The organism is Acinetobacter sp. 22512 (assembly GCF_052044755.1).
GTDB classification, from domain to species: domain Bacteria; phylum Pseudomonadota; class Gammaproteobacteria; order Pseudomonadales; family Moraxellaceae; genus Acinetobacter; species Acinetobacter pittii.
The window spans coordinates 131,068-151,909 of sequence record NZ_JBQENP010000002.1; the positions used below are offsets into that span (position 1 = coordinate 131,068).

Annotated in this window: 17 protein-coding genes, 1 tRNA gene and 1 pseudogene; 9 read left to right on the plus strand and 10 right to left on the minus strand. The window is 36.4% G+C overall.

Going from position 1 to position 20,842, the window contains the following annotated elements; translation table 11 throughout:
• Positions 1-53 precede the first annotated feature (53 nt).
• Positions 54-4,319, plus strand: a complete 4,266-nt coding sequence (locus ACTJJG_RS03645) for an AMP-binding protein (protein WP_372552796.1) — start codon at positions 54-56, stop codon at positions 4,317-4,319.
• A gap of 128 nt (positions 4,320-4,447) precedes the next feature.
• Here ACTJJG_RS03645 and ACTJJG_RS03650 read toward each other — a convergent pair whose 3' ends face one another.
• Positions 4,448-5,005 (minus strand): NAD(P)H-dependent oxidoreductase, encoded by a 558-nt coding sequence (locus tag ACTJJG_RS03650; protein ID WP_262440156.1) that lies wholly within the window; start codon positions 5,003-5,005, stop codon positions 4,448-4,450.
• Between the two features lie 116 nt (positions 5,006-5,121).
• On the opposite strand from ACTJJG_RS03650, the gene ACTJJG_RS03655 reads away from it, so the two are divergent.
• Together ACTJJG_RS03655 and ACTJJG_RS03660 are read left to right on the plus strand one after the other, a co-directional pair.
• Positions 5,122-5,457 carry a winged helix-turn-helix transcriptional regulator gene (locus ACTJJG_RS03655; RefSeq protein ID WP_206238192.1) on the plus strand — a complete coding sequence of 112 codons (336 nt, stop codon included), beginning with the start codon at positions 5,122-5,124 and terminating at the stop codon, positions 5,455-5,457.
• A gap of 27 nt (positions 5,458-5,484) precedes the next feature.
• The gene (locus ACTJJG_RS03660; RefSeq protein WP_272348603.1) at positions 5,485-5,703 is read left to right on the plus strand and encodes a DUF6500 family protein; all 219 of its coding nucleotides are present in this window, start codon (positions 5,485-5,487) and stop codon (positions 5,701-5,703) included.
• An 85-nt stretch (positions 5,704-5,788) separates the two neighbouring features.
• On the opposite strand, the gene ACTJJG_RS03665 is transcribed toward ACTJJG_RS03660, so the two are convergent.
• The 3 genes from ACTJJG_RS03665 to ACTJJG_RS03675 form a co-directional block, all read right to left on the minus strand.
• Positions 5,789-6,295: a hypothetical protein gene (locus ACTJJG_RS03665; RefSeq protein ID WP_372552797.1), complete on the minus strand. Its 507-nt coding sequence runs from the start codon at positions 6,293-6,295 to the stop codon at positions 5,789-5,791.
• Positions 6,296-6,912: 617 nt separating this feature from the next.
• A complete protein-coding gene (locus ACTJJG_RS03670; RefSeq protein ID WP_372552798.1) occupies positions 6,913-7,929 on the minus strand; it encodes an Abi family protein in 1,017 nt (338 codons plus the stop codon).
• A 390-nt stretch (positions 7,930-8,319) separates the two neighbouring features.
• On the minus strand, positions 8,320-8,871 hold the full coding sequence (locus ACTJJG_RS03675; protein ID WP_372552799.1) for a TetR/AcrR family transcriptional regulator: 552 nt from the start codon (positions 8,869-8,871) through the stop codon (positions 8,320-8,322).
• A gap of 688 nt (positions 8,872-9,559) precedes the next feature.
• Between ACTJJG_RS03675 and ACTJJG_RS03680 the strand changes: the two genes are divergently transcribed.
• The 3 genes from ACTJJG_RS03680 (at position 9,560) to ACTJJG_RS03690 (ending at position 12,499) form a co-directional block, all read left to right on the plus strand.
• Positions 9,560-10,360 (plus strand): GNAT family N-acetyltransferase, encoded by an 801-nt coding sequence (locus ACTJJG_RS03680; protein WP_372552800.1) that lies wholly within the window; start codon positions 9,560-9,562, stop codon positions 10,358-10,360.
• Between the two features lie 123 nt (positions 10,361-10,483).
• Positions 10,484-11,386 carry a helix-turn-helix domain-containing protein gene (locus tag ACTJJG_RS03685; protein WP_372552801.1) on the plus strand — a complete coding sequence of 301 codons (903 nt, stop codon included), beginning with the start codon at positions 10,484-10,486 and terminating at the stop codon, positions 11,384-11,386.
• Positions 11,387-11,497: 111 nt separating this feature from the next.
• Entirely contained in the window at positions 11,498-12,499 is a 1,002-nt protein-coding gene (locus ACTJJG_RS03690) for an aldo/keto reductase (protein WP_263614777.1), read from the plus strand.
• A gap of 45 nt (positions 12,500-12,544) precedes the next feature.
• Here the strand turns inward: ACTJJG_RS03690 and ACTJJG_RS03695 are convergent, their stop codons facing one another.
• Both ACTJJG_RS03695 and ACTJJG_RS03700 read right to left on the minus strand, forming a co-directional pair.
• The gene (locus tag ACTJJG_RS03695) at positions 12,545-12,937 is read right to left on the minus strand and encodes a hypothetical protein (RefSeq protein WP_372552802.1); all 393 of its coding nucleotides are present in this window, start codon (positions 12,935-12,937) and stop codon (positions 12,545-12,547) included.
• 24 nt (positions 12,938-12,961) lie between these two features.
• Positions 12,962-13,705 carry a hypothetical protein gene (locus ACTJJG_RS03700; protein ID WP_032057192.1) on the minus strand — a complete coding sequence of 248 codons (744 nt, stop codon included), beginning with the start codon at positions 13,703-13,705 and terminating at the stop codon, positions 12,962-12,964.
• 227 nt (positions 13,706-13,932) lie between these two features.
• Here ACTJJG_RS03700 and ACTJJG_RS03705 point away from each other — a divergent pair, with 227 nt between their 5' ends.
• On the plus strand, positions 13,933-14,820 hold the full coding sequence (locus ACTJJG_RS03705; protein WP_044424957.1) for a DMT family transporter: 888 nt from the start codon (positions 13,933-13,935) through the stop codon (positions 14,818-14,820).
• Here the strand turns inward: ACTJJG_RS03705 and sxtR are convergent.
• Positions 14,817-15,737 (minus strand): multidrug efflux pump transcriptional activator SxtR, encoded by a 921-nt coding sequence (gene sxtR / locus ACTJJG_RS03710; RefSeq protein WP_032057189.1) that lies wholly within the window; start codon positions 15,735-15,737, stop codon positions 14,817-14,819. The genes ACTJJG_RS03705 and sxtR overlap by 4 nt on opposite strands.
• A 137-nt stretch (positions 15,738-15,874) precedes the next feature.
• On the opposite strand from sxtR, the gene sxtP reads away from it, so the two are divergent.
• Together sxtP and ACTJJG_RS03720 are read left to right on the plus strand one after the other, a co-directional pair.
• Positions 15,875-17,119 (plus strand): multidrug efflux MFS transporter SxtP, encoded by a 1,245-nt coding sequence (gene sxtP / locus ACTJJG_RS03715; protein ID WP_044424959.1) that lies wholly within the window; start codon positions 15,875-15,877, stop codon positions 17,117-17,119.
• A 124-nt stretch (positions 17,120-17,243) separates the two neighbouring features.
• Positions 17,244-17,319, plus strand: a tRNA-Thr gene (locus tag ACTJJG_RS03720).
• A gap of 640 nt (positions 17,320-17,959) precedes the next feature.
• Here the strand turns inward: ACTJJG_RS03720 and ACTJJG_RS03725 are convergent.
• From ACTJJG_RS03725 to ACTJJG_RS03735, 3 genes and pseudogenes are all read right to left on the minus strand, one after another.
• Positions 17,960-18,381, minus strand: a pseudogene (locus ACTJJG_RS03725) (GFA family protein).
• Positions 18,382-18,389: 8 nt separating this feature from the next.
• Positions 18,390-19,217, minus strand: coding sequence for an SAM-dependent methyltransferase (locus tag ACTJJG_RS03730; protein ID WP_044424961.1), 828 nt, complete (start codon positions 19,215-19,217; stop codon positions 18,390-18,392).
• Between the two features lie 4 nt (positions 19,218-19,221).
• The gene (locus ACTJJG_RS03735) at positions 19,222-20,520 is read right to left on the minus strand and encodes an FAD-dependent oxidoreductase (protein WP_005066911.1); all 1,299 of its coding nucleotides are present in this window, start codon (positions 20,518-20,520) and stop codon (positions 19,222-19,224) included.
• Positions 20,521-20,842 lie beyond the last annotated feature (322 nt).

A 20,842-nucleotide genomic window follows, 5' to 3' on the forward strand; every position in this document is an offset into this window, starting at 1 on the left:
GAAACTATAAATTTTTTGTTTTTATAAAAATCTCTTTAAAAACGGAAACTACAATGTTTGATAAAGAAATACCGGTGCAACAAAAAGTTTTAGCTCTTCATGGAATGGGGAGTAATAAATTAGTTACGGAGCTTCAACTTCAAAATTTAGGAATTGTTAATGAAAATTATAGTATAACCTATATTAATGGTGTTATTTCTGTGGATACACCAGAAGTTAGTTTATCCGAATTAACAAATATTATTAATGAAGAATGGTATTCTTGGTTACCACCTAAAGCTCAATGGCATGAAGTTAATAGCGAAATTCTTTTAAAAAATATTTGTGAAGCTATTATAAAAGTTTTAGTAGTTATTGAAAAATATGGCCCATTTGATATAGGTTATGGTTTTAGTCAAGGCGGTTATATTATTGATTTAATCAACAATCTACCGAATGATCCCATTTTGCTTGAAGCAGTAAAAAGTCATTTAGGAAGAGAGTTGTCTTTTGATATTTCTACACAACTTCCTTTTAAAAATTTAATTTATGCATGTGTTGGTTCTACTCTCTCAATCTCAGAGCTTCGTAAATTAGCAGGTCTATCGAAAAGAAAAGATGATTTTAAAACACAAAGTATTATTTATTTAATCGGAAAACATGATGTTCAAAAAAGTTATTCTGAAAATTTTGTTCTAGAAAATAGCAGCATTATAAGTCAAGTAATATATTTAGATGGTGGACATGAAATTAATAGTAATGTACCGGATCATATTAAAAAAAGTATAAAAGAGTCGCTTGAAAATAAAGTACCAAAAAACAGTTCGAACAGTATGCTGAGACCATCTTGCACCTTTAGCTCTTTAGAAGTTTTCGATGAGTACCAAGCAACTCAAGTATATATTAGTACTAAAGATCAGCCACATACTATTGTAGATTTACTATCTAAAAGGGCATCTACTGCGCCATTATTTAGGCATGCACGTAATAATGATCAAAGTTTATGTACTACATATGGTCAGATGCTAGCATTTCTTAGCCCAAAGGGTGAAGGTGATCTTCGAAGAATAGGGGTTAAAGACAACGAAATTATAGCTTATGTAGCCCCTCCAGGTGGTAGTGCTGAAAGTGCTGTTACTTTTCTTACAATAGCAGCTCAGGCATGTGCAGTCCCTCTTTCTGTAACGATGACAGAAAACGAGACACTAGAAGCCTTAAAACAACTCCAAGTAGATCACATTGTAATTTTTGAAAATGTAAATGCCAAAAGTGTGATTACTGCTTGTGAGAAATATTGTGCTGAACTTAGTAAACAACTCCACTATGTTCAAATACTAGGTAATGAGGCTCCTGGCCTATTTAGATTTAAAAACTCATTAAAAGATTTTGAATCTTTACCTCCTTTATTGTCATCTGCGGAAAATGACTGTTTATTATTACGAACTTCTGGAACTACCTCTACTCCAAAAATTGTTCCTCTAAAACAAAAGGATTTAGTTCTAAATAGCACGATCTTAGCGAATAGTATTGGAATTAATGAGTTTGATATTACTTATAGCGTGATGCCATTAGATCATATCGGAGGAATATCAGCTTCAATTCTAGCTAGTTTATCAGTTGGTGCTGCAATTACATGTGACGGTCTATACAATCCACAATTAATGGTTGAAGCTTTAAAAGAATCAAGCCCTCAACCTACATGGTATTCTAGCGTACCCACCATTCATGTTGCTACCTTACAATATCTTAAGCAAAATAATGAAAAGTATTTGAATGAAGATGGAATATGGACTGAACATAATTTAAGGCTAATACGTTCAGGCGCTGCAGCTCTTAGGGAAGAAGATCGAATTGCACTAATGCACACTTATGACTGTCCTGTCCTACCTACATATAGCATGTCAGAATTAATGCCAATTTCGCAGCCTATCCAAACCGAAATGAGTTGGGATATTCAAGAAGGTTCTGTTGGTGTACCACTAATCGCTTCTTTAATAATTGTTAATTCAGAAACTCTACTCCCACAACCATACGGAGTTACTGGTGAAATTGCTATTTCAGGAGATACAGTTTTTTCAGGATACAAGGATAATTCAGAAGCTAATCAAAATTCTAGATTTTTAATGAAGTTACCAAATGCAATTAAAGAACAGGTTTGGTTTTTAACGGGAGATTTGGGACAAATAGATAATCTCGGTAACTTGACATTAAAGGGTCGTTCCAAAGAATTAATTAAACGAGGTGGAGAACAAATCTCTCCAAGTGAAATAGAAGATAAATTAATCGGTTACGCGGGTATTGATCTTGCAATCTGCTTCCCCGTTCCTTCTGAGATTTATGGAGAAGAAGTTGGCTGCGTAATTGTTTCTTCCGACCCCAAATTTGATAAGGAAAATTTAAAAACGTGGGCAGGTCAATTAAGAAAATTTTTAATTGAACAGGGAGTTGCTATTCATAAAATTCCTTCTATATGGACTACCGCAAACAAAACAGATTTGCCAATGACCAATAGCAAGAAATACAAACGCAACTCCATGGCACAAGCACTTCAGATTACTACAACCCAATCCCCAGCCAATTCCAGCTTAAATACAAATAAAGAAATATTAACTAAAAATATTTCACCGGATAAACCTAAGGTAGATTGGGACTCAATAGCAGGATTTAGATTCATTCTCGCATGTTATGTTATGTTCATGCATTTTGGGTCTAATAATTCATGGGATGCTTTTAATAATTTACGTCAATTCCAATGGCATGTTAACAGTTTCTTTATATTAGCTGGTTTTTCCTTAGCTATATTAATGCCTAGTTTAATCCAAAAGAAATTCGCGTTTGTGAAATCAAAAATTGCTGTAATGTATCCTTTATATGTATTGGCAATTATATTTGCAATGGCGAATCTCTTCGTTAGTTGTGAACCTTCAACTTTCATTTCTAATTTTTCTTGGGCATCTTTACATAGCACGGCTCCATATTGTCAAGGTACACCATTAATAGAAAGTTCATGGACTGGTAATGTAATTTCATCATTAATAATTTATTTAACTGGACTTCAAGCAACACCACTCTGGGGAGCAAGCTGGTTTATAGGATTCTATTTATGGTTTATCTCCATGTATTTCCAGTGCCTAGTTGTTTTTCCACTGGCCTATAATGCACTCTACAAGAATAGAGGTAATATAAATAAAATATTACTTTACATAGGTGTTGGACTAATTATCAATATGATTATCCTATGGGGTTTCTGGTATGGGTATGCTATTGATTTTGTGGGATATGGACCTTTTGACACTATTACGGGAATTAAGACAACGCCTTCCGCATCTCAAATACTAGAAGCTGGTAAAGATAATGCTGTTGGACTAGGGTTTTACTTGTTCGCGCCTTTCTGGATGATATATTTCTTATTAGGGATCGGAGCCGCTTTTTTATATGATGCAATTAGACCAACTGAACAAAAACGTTCTCAAATTTGGGGTTATATTGCAGATAGTATTACTATAATTATTCTTTGTGTTGCGGCTGCTCATGTTTCGCAGGGTTATTTTCATTTAACCCCTGAAATTACAAAAGTTCCTGTAGACTTTTATTTCATGAGACCTGAAGAGGCAAATAGTTATGCTGATCCAGGAATTACGAATCGAATTTGGGACGAAATTTATAGTCGTTCATTTGCACCTCTAACTCTCCTATGGATTTTTGCAATTAGTACAGGAAAAGGTTTAACAGCTAGAATTTTAAGAGCACGCCCTTTATCTCAATTTCTTGCTCCTACAGCTTATGCTTGTTTTCTATTTCATCAAATGGTGGGGCAATGGTACTATGCGATTACACGTCATGGACATTGGTGGAACTGGTGGGAACATCGTAAGAGTTTCTATTGGTTTAGCCCAGAACCGGTTCCTGTAGAATGGTATGAGTACTTCTATCTTGTAGGTTTAGTTGTTCTCTTTGCAAAGTTAGTTCAACCATTTGATAGCTTACTTCATAACATTTATTCGAAACTTTTGGGAATAGCCAGAAAACAAAAACTAAAGGAACAACCTGCCTTAGATATTGCTAATATCGTATTAAAAACGGCTACTAATATAGCTGGCTTGGAAGTTAGCAGAGATCTTGGTTTAAATGATAATGGCTTGGCCTCGCTTGGTACTGTTAGATTTATTAGTGCGCTTGAAACTGAGTTTTCTTCATTTAATTACAACTTGTCTCTTTCAGTTTCAGAAGTTATAGCAGCTCAAGATTTGAATGAAATTATTGAATTAATTCAAAGAAAGCTCAATGAAGAAGAGGAATCTGAATTGATAGAAATTGCTTATAAACAAAATACAATTTAGATTAATTTTCTGAAAAGTTATTTCTATGACAAAAAGGAGATCCTGAGTTTTCAGATCTCCTTTTATTAAGAATAAGTATTACATAATCTTATTACCAACCCCACATTCAGGCCTTCCCTTCTTTAAATTTACTCAGACAACGCTAATAACTTCTTAACATACTCAATCGCATTATTTTCGATGTCTTGATGAGTCGGAACATCGTCATCTTCTGAAGGGTTTGTATCTAAACCATAAAATGCATGAAGTGGTTGGTAGTCCGCCCCAACATATAAAGCTGTGAGCTTAAATGGAGTAAAAATCTGCTCTAAAGAAAGCTTGTATTCACCATACTCTGAATAAACTTTTTCTTTCACACCAGCGGACAAAGCCAACATAAACTTTTTATTTTTAAGCTTGTCACCTGTTGAGCCGTAAGCCCAACCATAAGTCACAACTTCATCAATCCATTGTTTCAAAAGCGGTGGACAGTTAAACCAATACACTGGAAATTGAAACACTAAATTTTCGTGTTCTTCTACCAATGCTTGCTCTTTGGCAACATCAATTACCCCGTCTGGATAGGCTTGATAAATTTGGTGAACTGTAAATTGATCTGGATGTTTTTTTAGTTCCTCTACCCATCTTTTATTTACAACAGACTGATCTATGTGAGGATGGGTAACAATGACTAATGTCTTTTTCATTATGAAAACACTCTTATCGAAAAGTAGATAAATCGATTATAGAAGTGTGCTTTCCTAAATATAAGTACGGTAATTTATGTTATATACTATACTAAAAGATAGTGTAGATTTTAAAAATGACTGAATGCGTTCCATCACATACGCCATTAGAAGAGACAGGTTTCGGCTACACCCTTTCTTTAATTAATGGCAAATATAAAATGATTATTATGTATTGGCTGTATGAAAAAAATGTCATGCGTTTTAATGAGATGCAACGCTGCATTGGCAATATTTCGTTTAGAACGCTCAGCAATACACTTAAAGAGTTAGAAAGAGATGGACTGATTACTCGCAAGGAATATCCTCAAATTCCGCCTAAAGTTGAGTACCGTCTTTCGGAAAGAGGACAGTCTTTGATTCCTTTGTTAGATATGATGTGCCAATGGGGCGAGCAAAATAAGCCGTCTTAGTTTTATAGACTTGAAGTGATACTAAATATGAGACATGAATTAAGAGAAATTTTTATTAAGGGATGCGACGAGAAAATTGAAAAGAAGGGAGACAATGTTGGTCTGTCTTTTTATGCTTTTTTTAAAAATAAGAACGATAACCCTGAGCTACTGATGGAAGCAGCGCATTGGTGGATTATGGAGCATAAGCTAGATCACTTCGAGAAAGCTGTGAAGATTAAACAGTTGATTTTGAGTGAGCATTAAAAATTAGACTGGAAGGCTATCAGAAAGAGGATAGTCTTTATTTTACTAATTATTTAGTTTTAAACAGATAGATTTAATATGCGATTTATAGTCTAACACTCAAATACCACCAATGAAAATAAATAGATAAAGTTATAAAATATATAAAAAAAATAAAAAATACTAAAGTTGAATGAAAATCAAAATAAAAAAAAGTTAAAATAATAGTATGAAAACAAAATATAGCTAACAAATAAAAATTTTCAATCATAAAAAAACCACTATAATTCAAAAAATTTATTATTTTTTTATTTTTAAAAATTAATTCATCACCCTTCAACAATCTATAATTTAAAAAAATATTTTGAAAAAAATAAAATACAAATAAAATAAAAAATATCCAAATTAAAAACATATCCTGATTAATTAATGTATTAAATACCCCATCTACCTCTTTGAAATTATTTTGTTTTTTTATAAAAAACGAGTAACAAACATCCCAAATTGCTGCAATATAAAAAAAAATAGTAAGTAACATTCCAGACTTCCAAGGGAATTCACATAAAATTTCAAAGAAGTAAACTTTTTTAAACGGGATAGCTTTTCTTTTCATATTTTATAGTCTCACTACTATTAACTTTTATAAAATATTATTTTACTTAATTATTATATAGTAGCCACTATTTCCCTTATTTAAACTAAAAGTCTCTATATCAAAAATTTATATTGCCTAAAAAACATAACTCCTTGATTTTTAATATATTTTACACGCATGGCTCATGATGATATAATGCGCTATAGCGCATTATATCATCATGAGCCATGCTGTCGTTAGGCTTACTTGTGCCTTTCATAATTATTTAAATATAATATGCTACTTATTCTATGAAGACCCCCTCACTTAACTATCGATTAGGTAATGAACGATAATGGGTGCACACAGACTCCCATACGCCATTTCTAAAACGAAGATAAGTTTGTACTCGAACAACTTTCGGTCCCATAGCACAACCCTCTTAATTACGTCAATTGGGGGAATTGACACCCATAACTCGCGTTATATAAGCAACGTTCATCATGGATAAATGAGGGTCTTCACGTTTGTAATTATAATGTTATTTTTTGATTTTTTCACTCTTTTTAATAAATTTACTATTGATAAAAATTTTTTTTAATTTAATAATGGGTCCATTACGACCCCTGTCATTCTTTTGAATCGCTCAGGGGTTTTTAATTTCTGATATTCCTTAAAATTGTCTCCCATTCATCACTCAGCTCATGATCAAGTCCCATATTGTTTAGGCCAAACCCATGAGTAGACATGTCAGGTAAAGCCTTTAAAAGTTCAATAAGTCTTTCAATCCACTGAGTATTAGAATTAATAGCTTTTAGCAGAAAAGAACAAATACACAAAATTGAAAATAGTTTAGTTCTATTTATTCCATGATCCAATTTTCTAATCCAACTATAAGCAGATTCTGGAGGATAAGTAGGAACATTCATTATACTTCTATTCCAAAGTCTAGAGTGGTGAGCACAAATATTCCGTATTTCACCTAATACTTTTAACCATTTATAAAAAATACGGCCATTCTGAACGCCATATTTCAAAGAAATTTTATCTTGATCATCTTCTAACATTCCTCCATATAGTTTAGCTAAAGCACCAAAGTCCCATACTTCACAAATTACCCAAACAGGTACAGGTACTAACCCGTTGTCTTTATGATGTTTGATGAAATCCTCTTTAGATCTTTTAATAAGCGATGCATTTTTGCTTAACCATTGATGATGATTAGAAAGAAACTCTCCACTATTTGAGTTGCTTATGAAATCTTTATAGAAAAACTGAGATTCTAAATAAGAATAGGGGCCATATTCTCCTAACAAATAAGCAATTTGTGATCGTAATGCAATTTCTATTCTTTCTATAGCATCCAACAATAATAGTCTTAGCTTTTTATCAAAAATATATAAGTCAATAATAGTTTTAAAATTAACATTTTGATAATTATCTAATTTTACTATTCCTCCAGGATATTCAGAATTAGCTTTCAATTTCTTAGCAGGATATGCACAGCACTGACCACTATCTTTTTTAAAAGGATATAGATATCCACTTAAACGATAGTAACCTATACGTTCTAGACACTCCTTAGCCATATCTCGGTTAGAAATCACAACATTTCTTGAAGCTAATAAGTCTAATTGTTCATTTAAAGATAACCAAGCTTTAGGATTCGACATTTATATTCCCCTACCCTAAAAGATCATCTATACCAATTTCTGATGCTCTTATTTCTAATACTAAAAATAATTTTTCGCGGTTTTCATTAACTTCACGATGTGGACCATACATATAATATACAATTACCTTATAAGGGTTTAAAAGAATGGCAAAACAAACCTTAATATTAATAAATATTACATTCTAAAATTTTATATTTCAAATGCTTAAACTCAATTTCCTATACACTTCAATGTAATTATAATCCTATATTCTTTATGCTTATTGGATATTAGAGGGGTATCAAACAGACTAAGAATTACCTTAGGCGATTAAGCCTCATAAAATATAGAATTGAGCGCTCAAATATTTAAGTTTAAATAAAAAGGCCTAAAGCTAGGCCTTCCCCATCAAACACGCTTTAAAAAATACTCAAGTAATGTGTCTCTGTCCTTTGCCTGATCTGTACCTAAAAGTCCAAAAATCGCGCCATCAATCATAAATACAAAAATATCAGACTCTTCATATGTGGCTCTTTTTTTAGATTCCCTCAGTACCCAAAAAATTTCATTTTTAAGCCAGCGCCTATATCTGAGTGCAGTTTGATAGGCATTTGGATAAAGCTTTTTAATTTCAAAAATCGCTTTAAACAAAAGGTAATAGGCACCTTTTAGGTCAGCATGTAAAAGGTAAATTTGCCTGAGCTGATGAACCAAATCTGGATATTGGCGAGCTTCGCTTATCGCCCTCACTTTTTCTTTTAACTGCTCTTTTTGAACCAATAAACACATTTCAATTAGTCTTTCTTTGGAGTGAAAGTAGTTGTAAAAAGTGGCTTTGGTAATTTTGGCCTCACTAACAATTCGGTCCACCCCGACCTTGTTAAAGCCATGTTGTTTAAATAACTCGGCTGCTGTGTATAGCGCTCGCGTCGCTCGAAAGGAAGCTTCTAAATTTTTCATGTATACCGCTTAAAATAATTTTTTGTTGTATGTAAAAGAGATAGAAATGCCGTCGCTCTTAAATTGAGCACTAAAAACAGGCATGCAAAAGCGGCACAAAAAAGGTGTGCTCGCCTATCTCGGGTTTTATTGTTGCTATGATTTTTTAGTCGTAATGACTTATGGCTTAAAACCTAGAGTCGGTTAAACCGTTTTAAAGACCAGTTGGGTATAGATGTAAAGATTTTGGCAATCGTTGCCAATGAGAGAGATGAAATAGTACGCATGTGCGGACTCCTTGTGTGTAAAGGAGTTCTACCCAATCACTGTCAAATGATGGTGGCAGAACGAGAGAAGGTTGACAGACTGACACACAAGAATCAGCACGCACAAGGCGTCCCTCCCTCGCCCTACCGCTACGAAGGGGGACGAACGAGTTCGCCACCAAAAAGAGAACTTTTTGATGTCTTGTGTGTTATATCGATCTGTCAAAATCGACTGGCAATGTGGCCAGCAGCCAAAGGATAATCCGCGTATTTTGGAGTGTCAATGTAAGGTTGAATAGAAATTGGTTAAATAATTATTGTTGTTTATTCAATTAGATATTTAAGCTAAAAAGACCTCCAATTTAAATTTAACGATGTCATGATAATAAAAATATAGGATAGTGAATTATGATTGAGTTCATGATTTGAATAGGTAATTAATAATGATAATAAAGGGATCTCCCACCAGTTCAGAAGAATACCAACTTATCTTTCAATGGCTTGATGAGCGGTTCCATTATTCTATTGGGGCAATGGCTTTTCTTAATCAAACACAAGCTACCAATACCGAGTGGCAACTCTTACGTTTGTATAATTCACAAAACGCCGAGCAACTTTTAGGAGTCGCGGTCACAGTTGCTGGGGGCACCTGCTTCTGGGTTCCATCAGAGGCATCGTCTGGTTCATTACTCTGTACATCAATTTTAGAGCTTCAACCGCGTCGGATCGTCACCACCGCGATCGGGCGAGACTTATTGCATGCCGAGATCAAACAAAAAGGACGTATTTTAAGAGAATATGATCAATGGATCATGGTTTGCTCACACCAATTTTCTGAAGCTCAAGGGCGCTTGGCTGAACTTTCGGATATTGCCCGGCTTAATGAATATCAACATCTATATAATAAAGAGCGCTCAGTAAATGAAACACCTGACTGGGCATCTCTAATTCAACAACAAAAAATTATTGTGCTTGAAGCAAATCAACAAATCGTTTCGATAGTGCGTTTAGGCATAGAAACCGATCGTCTGGTTTCTATTGGCGGCACATATACCTTCCCTGCTTATCGCCGAAAAGGTTTTGCCGAACGCGTCTTAAAATTTGCAGTTAATCAGATTGTTGCAACGGGACGGATTGCCCACTTAATTGTCGACGTTGATAACACCCCAGCGGTTACCCTTTACCGCCAAATGGGTTTTGAATGCATAGAGTCGTCTTACATTGCTTACCCAGAGTATTTATAAAAAATTATTCATTTTCAAACCTATTTAAATGAACAGATTGATCACGCTATAAATAAAAGCTACAGTAAATAAAGTTTGAATTTTATAACTTTAAATAAATTGATAATGCATGCAGGCAAAGACATGGAAACCATACATGATTTTTATCGCCGCTTTTCTTTAACCAGAGATAGCGATTACTCGGTTCCATCGACTTCGTTTGGACATTTTAACGTATTCCAACGCGATGCCTGCTCGTTCCTGACGCCTTATAGCCGCCGCGATTATTATAAAATTTCACTGGTTTTAGGCACAGGTGAACTTCACTATGCTAACCGCTGGATACGAGTCGACCGCCCTGCTTTACTGTTTTCAAACCCGATGGTGCCCTATGCATGGGAAATTAATTCGCCTGAACAGGCAGGCTGGTTTTGTCTATTTACCGAAGAGTTTGTAAACCAAGAATCGCGACAAAGCTTTTTAAAAGACTCACCGCTGTTTAAAGTCGACGGCGACCCGCTATATTTTTTAAATGACCAACAAGTTGAAGAAATTTCATTTATTTTCAAAAAGATGATGACTGAAATAAATTCAGACTATATTCATAAATACAACATTTTAAGAAATTATTTGCACCTACTTGTGCATGAAGCCATGAAAATGCAACCGACCCAACAGTTTGAAAAACATAGCAATGCTGCTGTTCGGATTTGCCATTTATTCTTTGAATTATTAGAACGCCAGTTCCCGATCGACTCGCCACATTTTCAGCTGAAACTCAAAACAGCAAATGACTATGCCTATGGCTTGTCGGTGCATGTGAACCATTTAAACCGAGCTGTAAAAGAAGCCACAGGTAAAACCACCTCTGAGCATATTAGCTCGCGTATTACGCAAGAAGCCAAAGCGCTGCTACAACACACCAGTTGGAATATTTCCGAAATTGCCTATAGCTTAGGCTTTGAATATTCAGCGTATTTCACCAATTTCTTTAAGAAAAATACAGGCTTTTCGCCTAAAAAATTCCGCGAAGACTGTGTGGCCTAAAAACAGATTGTTTGAATTTTATAATTATTGGTTTGAATGTTATACGTCAGTTTGAGCCAAAGCATTTTATAGTTTTTCTACTCAAGTGATTTTGCAAAAAGAGTGTGAAAAATGAAATATAGAACTTTAGGACAAACAGGCGAAAAAGTATCAGCACTTGGTTTAGGTTGCATGGGAATGAGCTTTGCCTATGGTGCCTCAGACGACACACAAAGCATTGCAACTTTAGAAAAAGCCTTGGACCTCGGCATTAACTTTTGGGACACCGCCGACATGTACGGCAACGGCGCAAACGAAGTTTTGCTCTCAAAAGTTTTAGAAAAACACCGCGACAAAGTGTTCTTGGCGACCAAATTTGGCTTTCGCTATAAAGAAGACAACCTTAACCCACAAAACTCTTTAGAGTCTTATATTGATGGTTCTCCAGAGTGGATTAAAGTTGCGGTCGAAAACAGTTTAAAACGCTTAAATACAGACGTGATTGATTTGTATTATGCGCACCGCATTGACCCGAATGTTCCAGTTGAAGACACCATTGGTGCAATGGCGGACTTGGTCAAACAAGGTAAAGTTCGTTACCTAGGACTCAGTGAAGCGTCGGCTGAAACTATTCGTAAAGCGCATGCGATTCACCCGATTGCAGCGGTTCAACATGAATACTCGCTACTTACCCGTGAGTTTGAGCAAACCCATTTGCAAACCATTCGCGAGTTAGGCATTAGCCTTGTGCCATATTCACCGCTATCGCGTGGTTTAATCACCAATACGCTTGATGTGGGTAGCCTAGACGAAAACGATTTCCGTCGCCAATTACCACGCTATCAAGGCGATAACTGGAAAAATAACCAAAGCTTAGCACAAGCATTTAGCGAATTTGCCCAAAGCAAAAATGCGACAGCTGCTCAACTGGCTTTGGCTTGGATTTTGGCGCAAGGTGACGACATTATTCCAATTCCAGGTACGCGTAAAATCGAACGACTTGTGGAAAATGCGGGTGCTGTAGATCTTCATTTAACAGCGGCAGATTTGGCAGAAATTGAAGCGATTATTGCGAGATATCCAAATATGGGCGCACGCTATAACGCTCAGCAACTCGCAGCGGTGAATCACTAAAATATAAGCCATAAAAAAGTCCGACTCAGTGTCGGACTTTTTAGTTTAGTCTTTGTTATAAGTGCCTTGCTGGCGCCCACCTTCCCAAATTGCGTCTAAGGACTTGTCAGAAATCGTTAGACTTTCAGGGAAAATACTTAAATCCTTTTTAAATTTAGAGTCTGGTTTTAAACCAATACAGTCTCCATTTTTCCACCATGTACCTTCGGCATATTGGTCTAAAGCACCCACAGCAAGCATCCATTTAAACTTGCCGTCTGGTTGAAGTAAAAGTTCTGAACCCACTTCCATCACACCATTTAAATAATAGTGCCCACTCCAAGCCTCGTCAGCTTTTTGGAATTTCACTTCTTTGCATGTGCTAATTGGCTCTGCATAAATTTGAGCAGAAAAAATAACCGTTGAAAGAAGAAGTAGAGGCTCAAATATATTTTTCATTATTGTGTTCCTATATGTTTAATCTTATTTTCCAGACTCAACTTTTAAATAAGTGCCATCCGCATAAACGTTATGTCCAAAGCCACAGCCCGAGTTGCCCTCGTTTTGTTTAACTTGAATGTAATTGCCTAATTTTGCATTGGTTTTAAAATTGAGTTGAATGCGGCAGTCTTCGTCTTTATAAAGAATTTGCTTGGCATTGGTCGGCATTTTAGTATCGAACTGCCCCATGTTTGGGCCATAAATTAAGCTTCTGAGGCCCATATAAACACCCGAATAGCCAATCGCATATTGGCCCTGTTTGCGACTTACCGTAATGTGATCCCATTCACCAAAACCCGAGTAACGCACATATTCACCTGATAGGTCATTGGACGCTTTAGGGGCTCGCAACTGCTTAAGGTTAAATTGACTAGATTTTGATTTTTCATCGAGCATAAACCATGCTCTCGCCCAAAGTGGCTGACCTAATTTAGCATAGGCTAAGCCCACATTATTGTTGGCAACTTCAATATCACGGTCAGTAAATTTAACTGTGGTTTCATCTGCATTAGCTTTACAAAAAGCAGTCCAAGAGGCTTGGTTTTGGAAATTTTCGAGCGCCTTTTTATATTGTTTTTGGTCATAGAATTTCTTACCTAAGCTCGCGTATTGCTTCACTTTATTACAGCTTTGTTGTAGCTCTTGTTCATAAGAAAACTCTGCATGCGTGACCGCCAAAGCTGAAAGTGTAAGAACCGCGCAGCCTGTAATAATTGATTTAATCATTTTTAAAATTCTTTAATAATTAACTAATTATATAATATGAGCTGGCGCTCTAAATCACAATTATTTGAAACAAAAGTCTATAGAATGCTTTAGTCTTGAGTAAAATTTATTAAATCAATTCAAAATAAATCATTGAAAATATTAAGCGTTAATTGGTTATTTTTGTTGAATATTCATCCAAAAAATATTGTAGACTGCATGCGTAAAACTTAGGAAGAATTATAAGAGTGAATAATCTAATTATTGGAAGCCTATTTGCGCTTTGTGCAGCTGCACTCAATGCCTCTATTGGTGTAATTAGTAAATTACTCATGCACAGTGGTTTAAACCCACAAGACATTGCCTTTTTAAAAACCATTATCGCCTTTTTCTTTTTAAGTGCTTTTTTATTTAAAGTCCCTGTTAGCCAAAAGATTGCATACATTAGCAGCACGCCAAGTAAACTCAGCGTTTTTACTCAAATTGCCATCTGTGCTTTTTTAGGGATTTTCTCTTTATTCTTTTTCGAGACGATTGCCTATAACCACGGTGCTGCGGCCAATGTCGTGGTGGTACTCATGGCTTCGGCTGCCATCTCTGCCCTATTTTTTGGTCGGTTCATTTTAAAAGAAAGCATCTACATTCATTCGCTTATTGGAACACTATTAGCAGTTGCGGGGATTAGTATCATTTCTTGGAAAGGTGAAAATAGCCTTTTAATGCTGATCAACGCTTCTATTGCCGGTACAGGTTATGGCTTATTTTCAGTTTTAGTTAAAAAGTTCAAATTAAACGGCGGGCTGTTTCTGACTAAATATTTATTGCTGTTTGGTAGCGTTTATCTTGCGGTTCCGTTTTTAATTAATTTTCACAGCATTAATTTTAATAGTGATATTGTTTTAGGTTTGATTGGTTTAGCTGTGCTGCCGACCATACTCGGCTTTTTCTGTACCACTAAAGCATTGTCTTATATGAGTGCGGCCAAGGTGCAGGTGACCGAGCTTTCTGAACCGATTTTTGCAGCACTTATGGCTTGGGTTTTCATTCACGAACAGCCAACTTTATCGTTTTTATATGGCGCGATTTTTATTATTTCAGGCATTTTTTTAATGAACAGAGCGCCGAAATCAAACTAGCTGATTTCATTTATTTCGTTGGCGTGGTGACAAGCCACTTGCACCACACTGGCAAAATTAATTGCCATTTGCGAAGGGGCATGTTTCTTATAAGCAAGCCCTAAACCCACCGTAGGGACAGGCGCTTTCAAAGAGCGATAAGCCACGCCTTGTATTTGCAATTGTTTGGTCGATTCAGGAACCAAAGACACTCCTAAATTTGCAGACACCAACGATAAAATTGACACAATTTGCGGAGCATTTTGTCCAATTTTTGGTTCAAAACCACGCTCATGACAGGCTTGTTTAATCGCATCAAAAAGCCCTGCACTAATGGATGGTGGCGAGACAATAAAATCAAGCTCTCGGAGTGCCGTTAAATCAATTTCTGGTGATGCATCGTCGAGTTGAAAAGACTCAGAAGGTAAAGCCGCAATGAGTGGTTCTGCTAATAATTCTTGAAGAATGAGACTATCTGGAATGTTGCGTGGTGAGCGAATAATCGCGACATCTAAGCGGTCTTCAAGCAATAAATCGATGAGTAGTAAGGTGTTGGCTTCTTCAAGTTTTAAATTCACTTTCGGGTATTGCTGCTGGAAATAGCGAACACATTTAGGAATGAGAGGGTTCAGCATTGAAGTGCCAGTAAAACCTAATCGTAGTTGACCCACTTCGCCATTTGCCACTTGTTTAACTAAGCTTGCTGCATCTTCTACACGCTGTTGTACTGGCTGAATTGCATTTAAAAAGGCAAGCCCTGCTTCGGTCAGTTCCACCCCATGAGGTGATCGAATAAATAAATCTGCACCTAGCTCTTCTTCTAAGTCTCGTATTTGCATGCTTAAAGGCGGCTGGCTCATGTTTAAGCGTTGCGCAGCTTTGGTAAAGTTTTTTTCTTCTGCTACCGCTAAAAAGTAGCGTATATGTCTTAGTTCCATCGCTATATATAAAACATATCATGACCAATTGTTAAATATATTAGAAAAATACCTCTCAAATTGCTAATTTTAATTTATCGAACTTTCTCGATGCAGCATGCCTTTAGGCACTGCTCTTTTTCTGTCATGGTCATGATATGAACTCTTCATCTACACCCAGTACCTTAAACACTGAGGCAACGTCTGTTCTTTCCTGTGAGTGGATTCACAAAGGAACTAAAGCCTATAAACACGCAGGATTTGCTTTATTCCTCGTAGGTTTTGCTAGTTTCTCTCTGATTTATTGTGTACAGCCACTCTTACCTGCATTTAGCCAAAGCTTCCAGATTAGCCCTGCAAGTAGCTCTTTAGCACTGTCATTAACGACTGCCTTTTTAGCGATTTCAATTGTGCTATCGAGTGCTTTTTCACAAGCCCTTGGCCGTCGTGGTGTAATTTTTACATCAATGCTGTGTGCAGCAATTTTAAATATTGTCTCAATGTTTACCCCGAACTGGCACAGTTTGCTGATGGCACGCGCTTTAGAAGGTTTGCTGCTCGGTGGTGTTCCCGCAGTGACGATGGCTTGGATTGCCGAAGAAATTGCACCTGAGCACTTGGGTAAAACCATGGGTTTATATATTGCAGGTACGGCTTTTGGTGGCATGATGGGCCGTGTCGGCATGGGTATTTTGGTTGAATATTTTTCGTGGCGCACAGCCCTAGGCTTACTTGGGGCAATCTGTTTTATTTGCTCGATTGCCTTTTTAAAGCTACTTCCTGCTTCGCGTAATTTTGTGCAGAAAAAAGGGCTAAATTTAGATTTTCACATGCAAATGTGGCGTGCTCATTTAAGCAATACAAAATTATTACGCCTATTTGCGATTGGTTTCTTGCTGACTAGTGTTTTTGTGACTTTGTTTAACTATGCCACTTTCCGTTTAAGTGGAGCACCTTATTCACTCAGTCAGACACAAATTAGCCTTATTTTCTTGTCGTATAGCTTTGGCATGGTGTCTTCATCGTTGGCAGGTAGCTTAGCGGATCGCTTTGGTAAAAAAACCATGATGATGGGTGGTTTTGCCTTAATGATTGTAGGGAGCCTCATGACCCTACTCAGCTCGCTTTTCGGCATTATTATTGGTATTGCATTTATTACCACAGGTTTCTTTATTACACACTCACTTACCAGTAGTTCTGTAGGCGCTGAAAGCAAACAAGCTAAAGCACATGCTAGTTCGCTCTACTTACTTTTTTACTATATGGGTTCAAGTATTGTCGGCTCAGCGGGCGGTTGGTTCTGGTTACACGGTGGCTGGAGTGCCATTGTAGGTTTAACCGTGGTCTTGTCTTTAATTGGAATATTTTTAGCGGTTTATACTTCACATGCCAAAGCACATTAATGTAGTAAAACTCTAACTTTTTCAGGCTAGCCCCTATGAGCATTTAAAAATGATATGAAAAAATTTAAATGCTCATTTTTTGGCTTGTAATTTTTTTAAGAAACTGTAAAATTCACTCCACATCGCCGGCATAGCTCAGTTGGTAGAGCAACTGACTTGTAATCAGTAGGTCCACAGTTCGAATCCGTGTGCCGGCACCATCATTAAACCTCATGAATATTTGATTTATGGGGTTTTTTGTTGTCTGTAGATTTTACAATCTATCTTGTGACTCTATTGTCTTAGGTGGCAAAGAAATTCGTTAATAAGAAATGAAAAAAGCCCAACATCCTGTTGGGCTTTTTTCGTATTTCGTTACTAGGTACACTTCCTGTAATACCTCACGTCCTGATGCTTAAACTTATTATTGTTGTTTTACGTTTCGGAACTTCCTGTTCCTGATGAGTTCATCATAGGCAATTTATCACGTCATAGAAAGACGCCAATTTCCCGAATGTATGTAAGAAAAAGCGTACATGGTTCTTTTAAATTTAAAACTTGATTTGCGATCATTGAAATAAAAATATGAATTTATAAACAAGTTCTGTTCGTCAATTAAATAAGAAGACGATATAATGAGATTATTACTTTATTTCTAAAATAAATTTAAAAACAACAAGGAACGAGATGTTTACTTTGCCATCAAATCTTTTTCAACCTTTAGTGACCATACTTGCATGCCTTATTATTATTGTAAGTAAAATGCCGCAGCTAAAATATAGAAAAACTATATTATTTTTCGCCATTGTCAGCTTTACTTTAATCTGTACTTTGGCAATATTTGGCTTCTTTAATTAAGCCTTATTTCTTGCTCTTCTCTATCATTTTTTCAAAGTGTTTAAGGTTTGGATTCAACGTATCCCATGCATAGGCTTGGCTCACAAACACCTCTGCTCTAGGGTGATAGAGACTCGGGTCATCAAGCGTACCTGCACGTATTGAAATCATTTCAGGCGCAATTTCAGGTAAGCCAAAAAGCTGAGAACCACACGTCGGGCAAAACGCTCGTTTAATAGGTCGCCCAGAAGATCCCAAAGTCTCAAAAATTTCAGCTCACCACTTACTTTCAATTCAGTTTGGTGAAAAAAAGCGATTGGTGCATAGGCCGAACCTGTGGCCTTTTGGCAATCTCGACAGTGGCAATTAAAGCTATAACGTGGCTCTGCTTCACTTTGGTAGCTCACAGCTCCACATAAACACGATCCTTGATATTTGGCTGACATAGCTCATCCTATTTTTTTATTGCTGTGATTTGAATATAACGTACATATCCATTTTGGTAGAGTTGTTGGCATAACTTTGCAGTCATTTGAATTTTAAAATTTGCCAATCCTCGGCTTTGCTTTTGTCCTTGTTGATTTTGAATATATTTCGAAAAACCGAGTAATACTTGCTCAGATAAATCTTCAATTTGAATATCGACAAAACCTTGTTGTTCCAAGGTAGCTCTCAGCATTTTTTCATTTGGCACAGTATCCCAAGCGACATTTGCTGCTTTGAGTAGATAACGATGCTTTTGTTCTTGTAGAGCGGTCATGTTTTGACATGAATCGGCACGCATTAGATAGTGAAAACCTAATCGTCCTTTTGAATTTAAAACTGGAGCGATGGAATCTAGAAATGAATTTAAATTGCTGTGATAAGCGGCATCGATACACAACACCACATCGAAGTATTGTTTAAATTCAAATTGTTTTAAATTTAAAAATGAACCGCAAAAAATCTGGCTTATTTCGGGAATAAGATTTTGAATTTTATGAACACATTGGGCTTGCAAGTCAACTGCACTGAGGCTTTTAGGCTGATAATGCTGTAACCAGTGCAACAAACTTGCACCCTGTCCGCAGCCTAAATCTAAGAGATAATCTTTTGAATTTAAATTGACAGCTTGTGCCAAATGGTCAGCCAATTGGCAACAAGCTTCACGGTAGTTTAGGGTATTTTTCCAAAAACCCAAATTTGTCCAAGCAAGCTCTTGATCATCCCCTAAGCTTGATGCATCAATTGCATATTTATGGGGAATGTATCGAGAGAGAGCTGCTCGAACTTTTGTTTTCACAATTTTAGTAGCCGAGTTCTGGGGCAACTTCGACCTTAGGTTTTAAACCTACAAATGGTAAAGGTGCACCTAAAATTTCAGCAATATGCATGGCAGAAGTAACTGCTGACTCTAAAATTGGCAAGCCATCACACGACCATGAACCACAGTAGAATACTTTACGGCTCGGGTCTAAATGGCGTTGTTGCAATTCTTTGTTTAAAGCAACCGTTTGTGAGTCTACAACCGCACGCGTTAAAGTCACTTTTGAAATAACTTTTTTAGGGTCAATATCAACCACTGGACGCCAAGTTTGGAATACAGGATTTTTACCCACGAGTGTTGGCTCAACCGCATTCATCCAAACTGTAAATTGCTGACGCGTAAACTTACGGTCCATCATGTAGCTCAGCACTGACCAGTCCTTACGGCGTGGTGGCATAACGGTCGCATCGGTATGAATAACAAGATCACCTTGCTCAAAGCGGAATTGCTTAAGCAAGTTCATATCTTCTGCAAACTGTTCAGGATTTAAAAACTCATCGATTTTAGACGTTGGCGTTGCAACAATCACTCGATCAAATAAGTTTTGTTCACCTTGGCTGTTTTCAACCAGTACTTTTTCGCCTTGTTGCTCAACTTTCTTAATTGCCGATCCGCTATGGATATCGATGCCTTTAATCAAGCTATCTACAAATGCTGGTGTGCCACCTTTCATGCGCAACAACATGTCGCCATCAGTTAAGTGACGTAAAAACTCAAGTAAGTTTTTTGCAGGCCAATCGCCAATTGTTTTCGGATTACACGTACAGATTGTATAGAGCACTGGCATAACCACACCATGCCAGAATACTTCTTCAATATCGTTCTGATTAATAAATTCAGCGAGGGTAATATCTTGATTTTTAGATTTGAAAAACTGGTGAATCGCAGTTTTTAATTGCAACATCCCTTTCACAAGACGCCAGCCATATTGCTGAATGCCTTTACGGTTATTAATAATCGGGAAATTACCAATACGGCTACGAGAAGTCGTTAACCATGTTTCCGTACGATCTTCGAATAACCAGCTACAAGACATATAAGTACGAACTGGGAAAGTTTTAATGCCTAAATGAGCAGCAAGGCTAAGTGTATTTTTCCATAAGTGAGGATTCATCACACGTAGCGGTGCATCAATAATTCCACCATCGAACTCAATGCTATGGCTATCCATTCCCCGGCCAGGAAGTGCTTCAAATATCGTGATCGTATGCCCTGCATCTTTCAGAATTCTTGCTGCCGCAAGCCCTGCCATTCCACTGCCAATAATTGCGATATTCAAAATGATGTCCCATTTTTCGAGAATTTTTTTGATTATCACTCATACCCCAAAAAAACACCGTATTAAAAACTACCAGATTTTTATTTTTTGCATCAATTTATATAGAAAATATTTAGCTACTAATCAGATCAAGTTTTTATATTTTTTTACAAAATCAGAGAAGCCGATAAAACCTTATATTTTTTGAAAATTTAAAAAAAATCTTTTAAATAAAATAAGATAATTTAACTATTTTTATATCATTTGTTTTACAAGAATCTTTTTTTAATATATTATTAACTCATAATAATGAGAAGCAAATCACATAAAACAATGCCGCAAC

Excerpts from the sequence above, each read along its gene's own strand:
- ACTJJG_RS03645 (WP_372552796.1), top strand. The coding sequence starts at position 54 with ATGTTTGATAAAGAAATACCGGTGCAACAAAAAGTTTTAGCTCTTCAT.
- ACTJJG_RS03650 (WP_262440156.1), bottom strand. The coding sequence starts at position 5,005 with ATGAAAAAGACATTAGTCATTGTTACCCATCCTCACATAGATCAGTCT.
- ACTJJG_RS03655 (WP_206238192.1), top strand. The coding sequence starts at position 5,122 with ATGACTGAATGCGTTCCATCACATACGCCATTAGAAGAGACAGGTTTC.
- ACTJJG_RS03660 (WP_272348603.1), top strand. The coding sequence starts at position 5,485 with ATGAGACATGAATTAAGAGAAATTTTTATTAAGGGATGCGACGAGAAA.
- ACTJJG_RS03665 (WP_372552797.1), bottom strand. The coding sequence starts at position 6,295 with ATGAAAAGAAAAGCTATCCCGTTTAAAAAAGTTTACTTCTTTGAAATT.
- ACTJJG_RS03670 (WP_372552798.1), bottom strand. The coding sequence starts at position 7,929 with ATGTCGAATCCTAAAGCTTGGTTATCTTTAAATGAACAATTAGACTTA.
- ACTJJG_RS03675 (WP_372552799.1), bottom strand. The coding sequence starts at position 8,871 with ATGAAAAATTTAGAAGCTTCCTTTCGAGCGACGCGAGCGCTATACACA.
- ACTJJG_RS03680 (WP_372552800.1), top strand. The coding sequence starts at position 9,560 with ATGATAATAAAGGGATCTCCCACCAGTTCAGAAGAATACCAACTTATC.
- ACTJJG_RS03685 (WP_372552801.1), top strand. The coding sequence starts at position 10,484 with ATGGAAACCATACATGATTTTTATCGCCGCTTTTCTTTAACCAGAGAT.
- ACTJJG_RS03690 (WP_263614777.1), top strand. The coding sequence starts at position 11,498 with ATGAAATATAGAACTTTAGGACAAACAGGCGAAAAAGTATCAGCACTT.
- ACTJJG_RS03695 (WP_372552802.1), bottom strand. The coding sequence starts at position 12,937 with ATGAAAAATATATTTGAGCCTCTACTTCTTCTTTCAACGGTTATTTTT.
- ACTJJG_RS03700 (WP_032057192.1), bottom strand. The coding sequence starts at position 13,705 with ATGATTAAATCAATTATTACAGGCTGCGCGGTTCTTACACTTTCAGCT.
- sxtR (WP_032057189.1), bottom strand. The coding sequence starts at position 15,737 with ATGGAACTAAGACATATACGCTACTTTTTAGCGGTAGCAGAAGAAAAA.
- sxtP (WP_044424959.1), top strand. The coding sequence starts at position 15,875 with ATGAACTCTTCATCTACACCCAGTACCTTAAACACTGAGGCAACGTCT.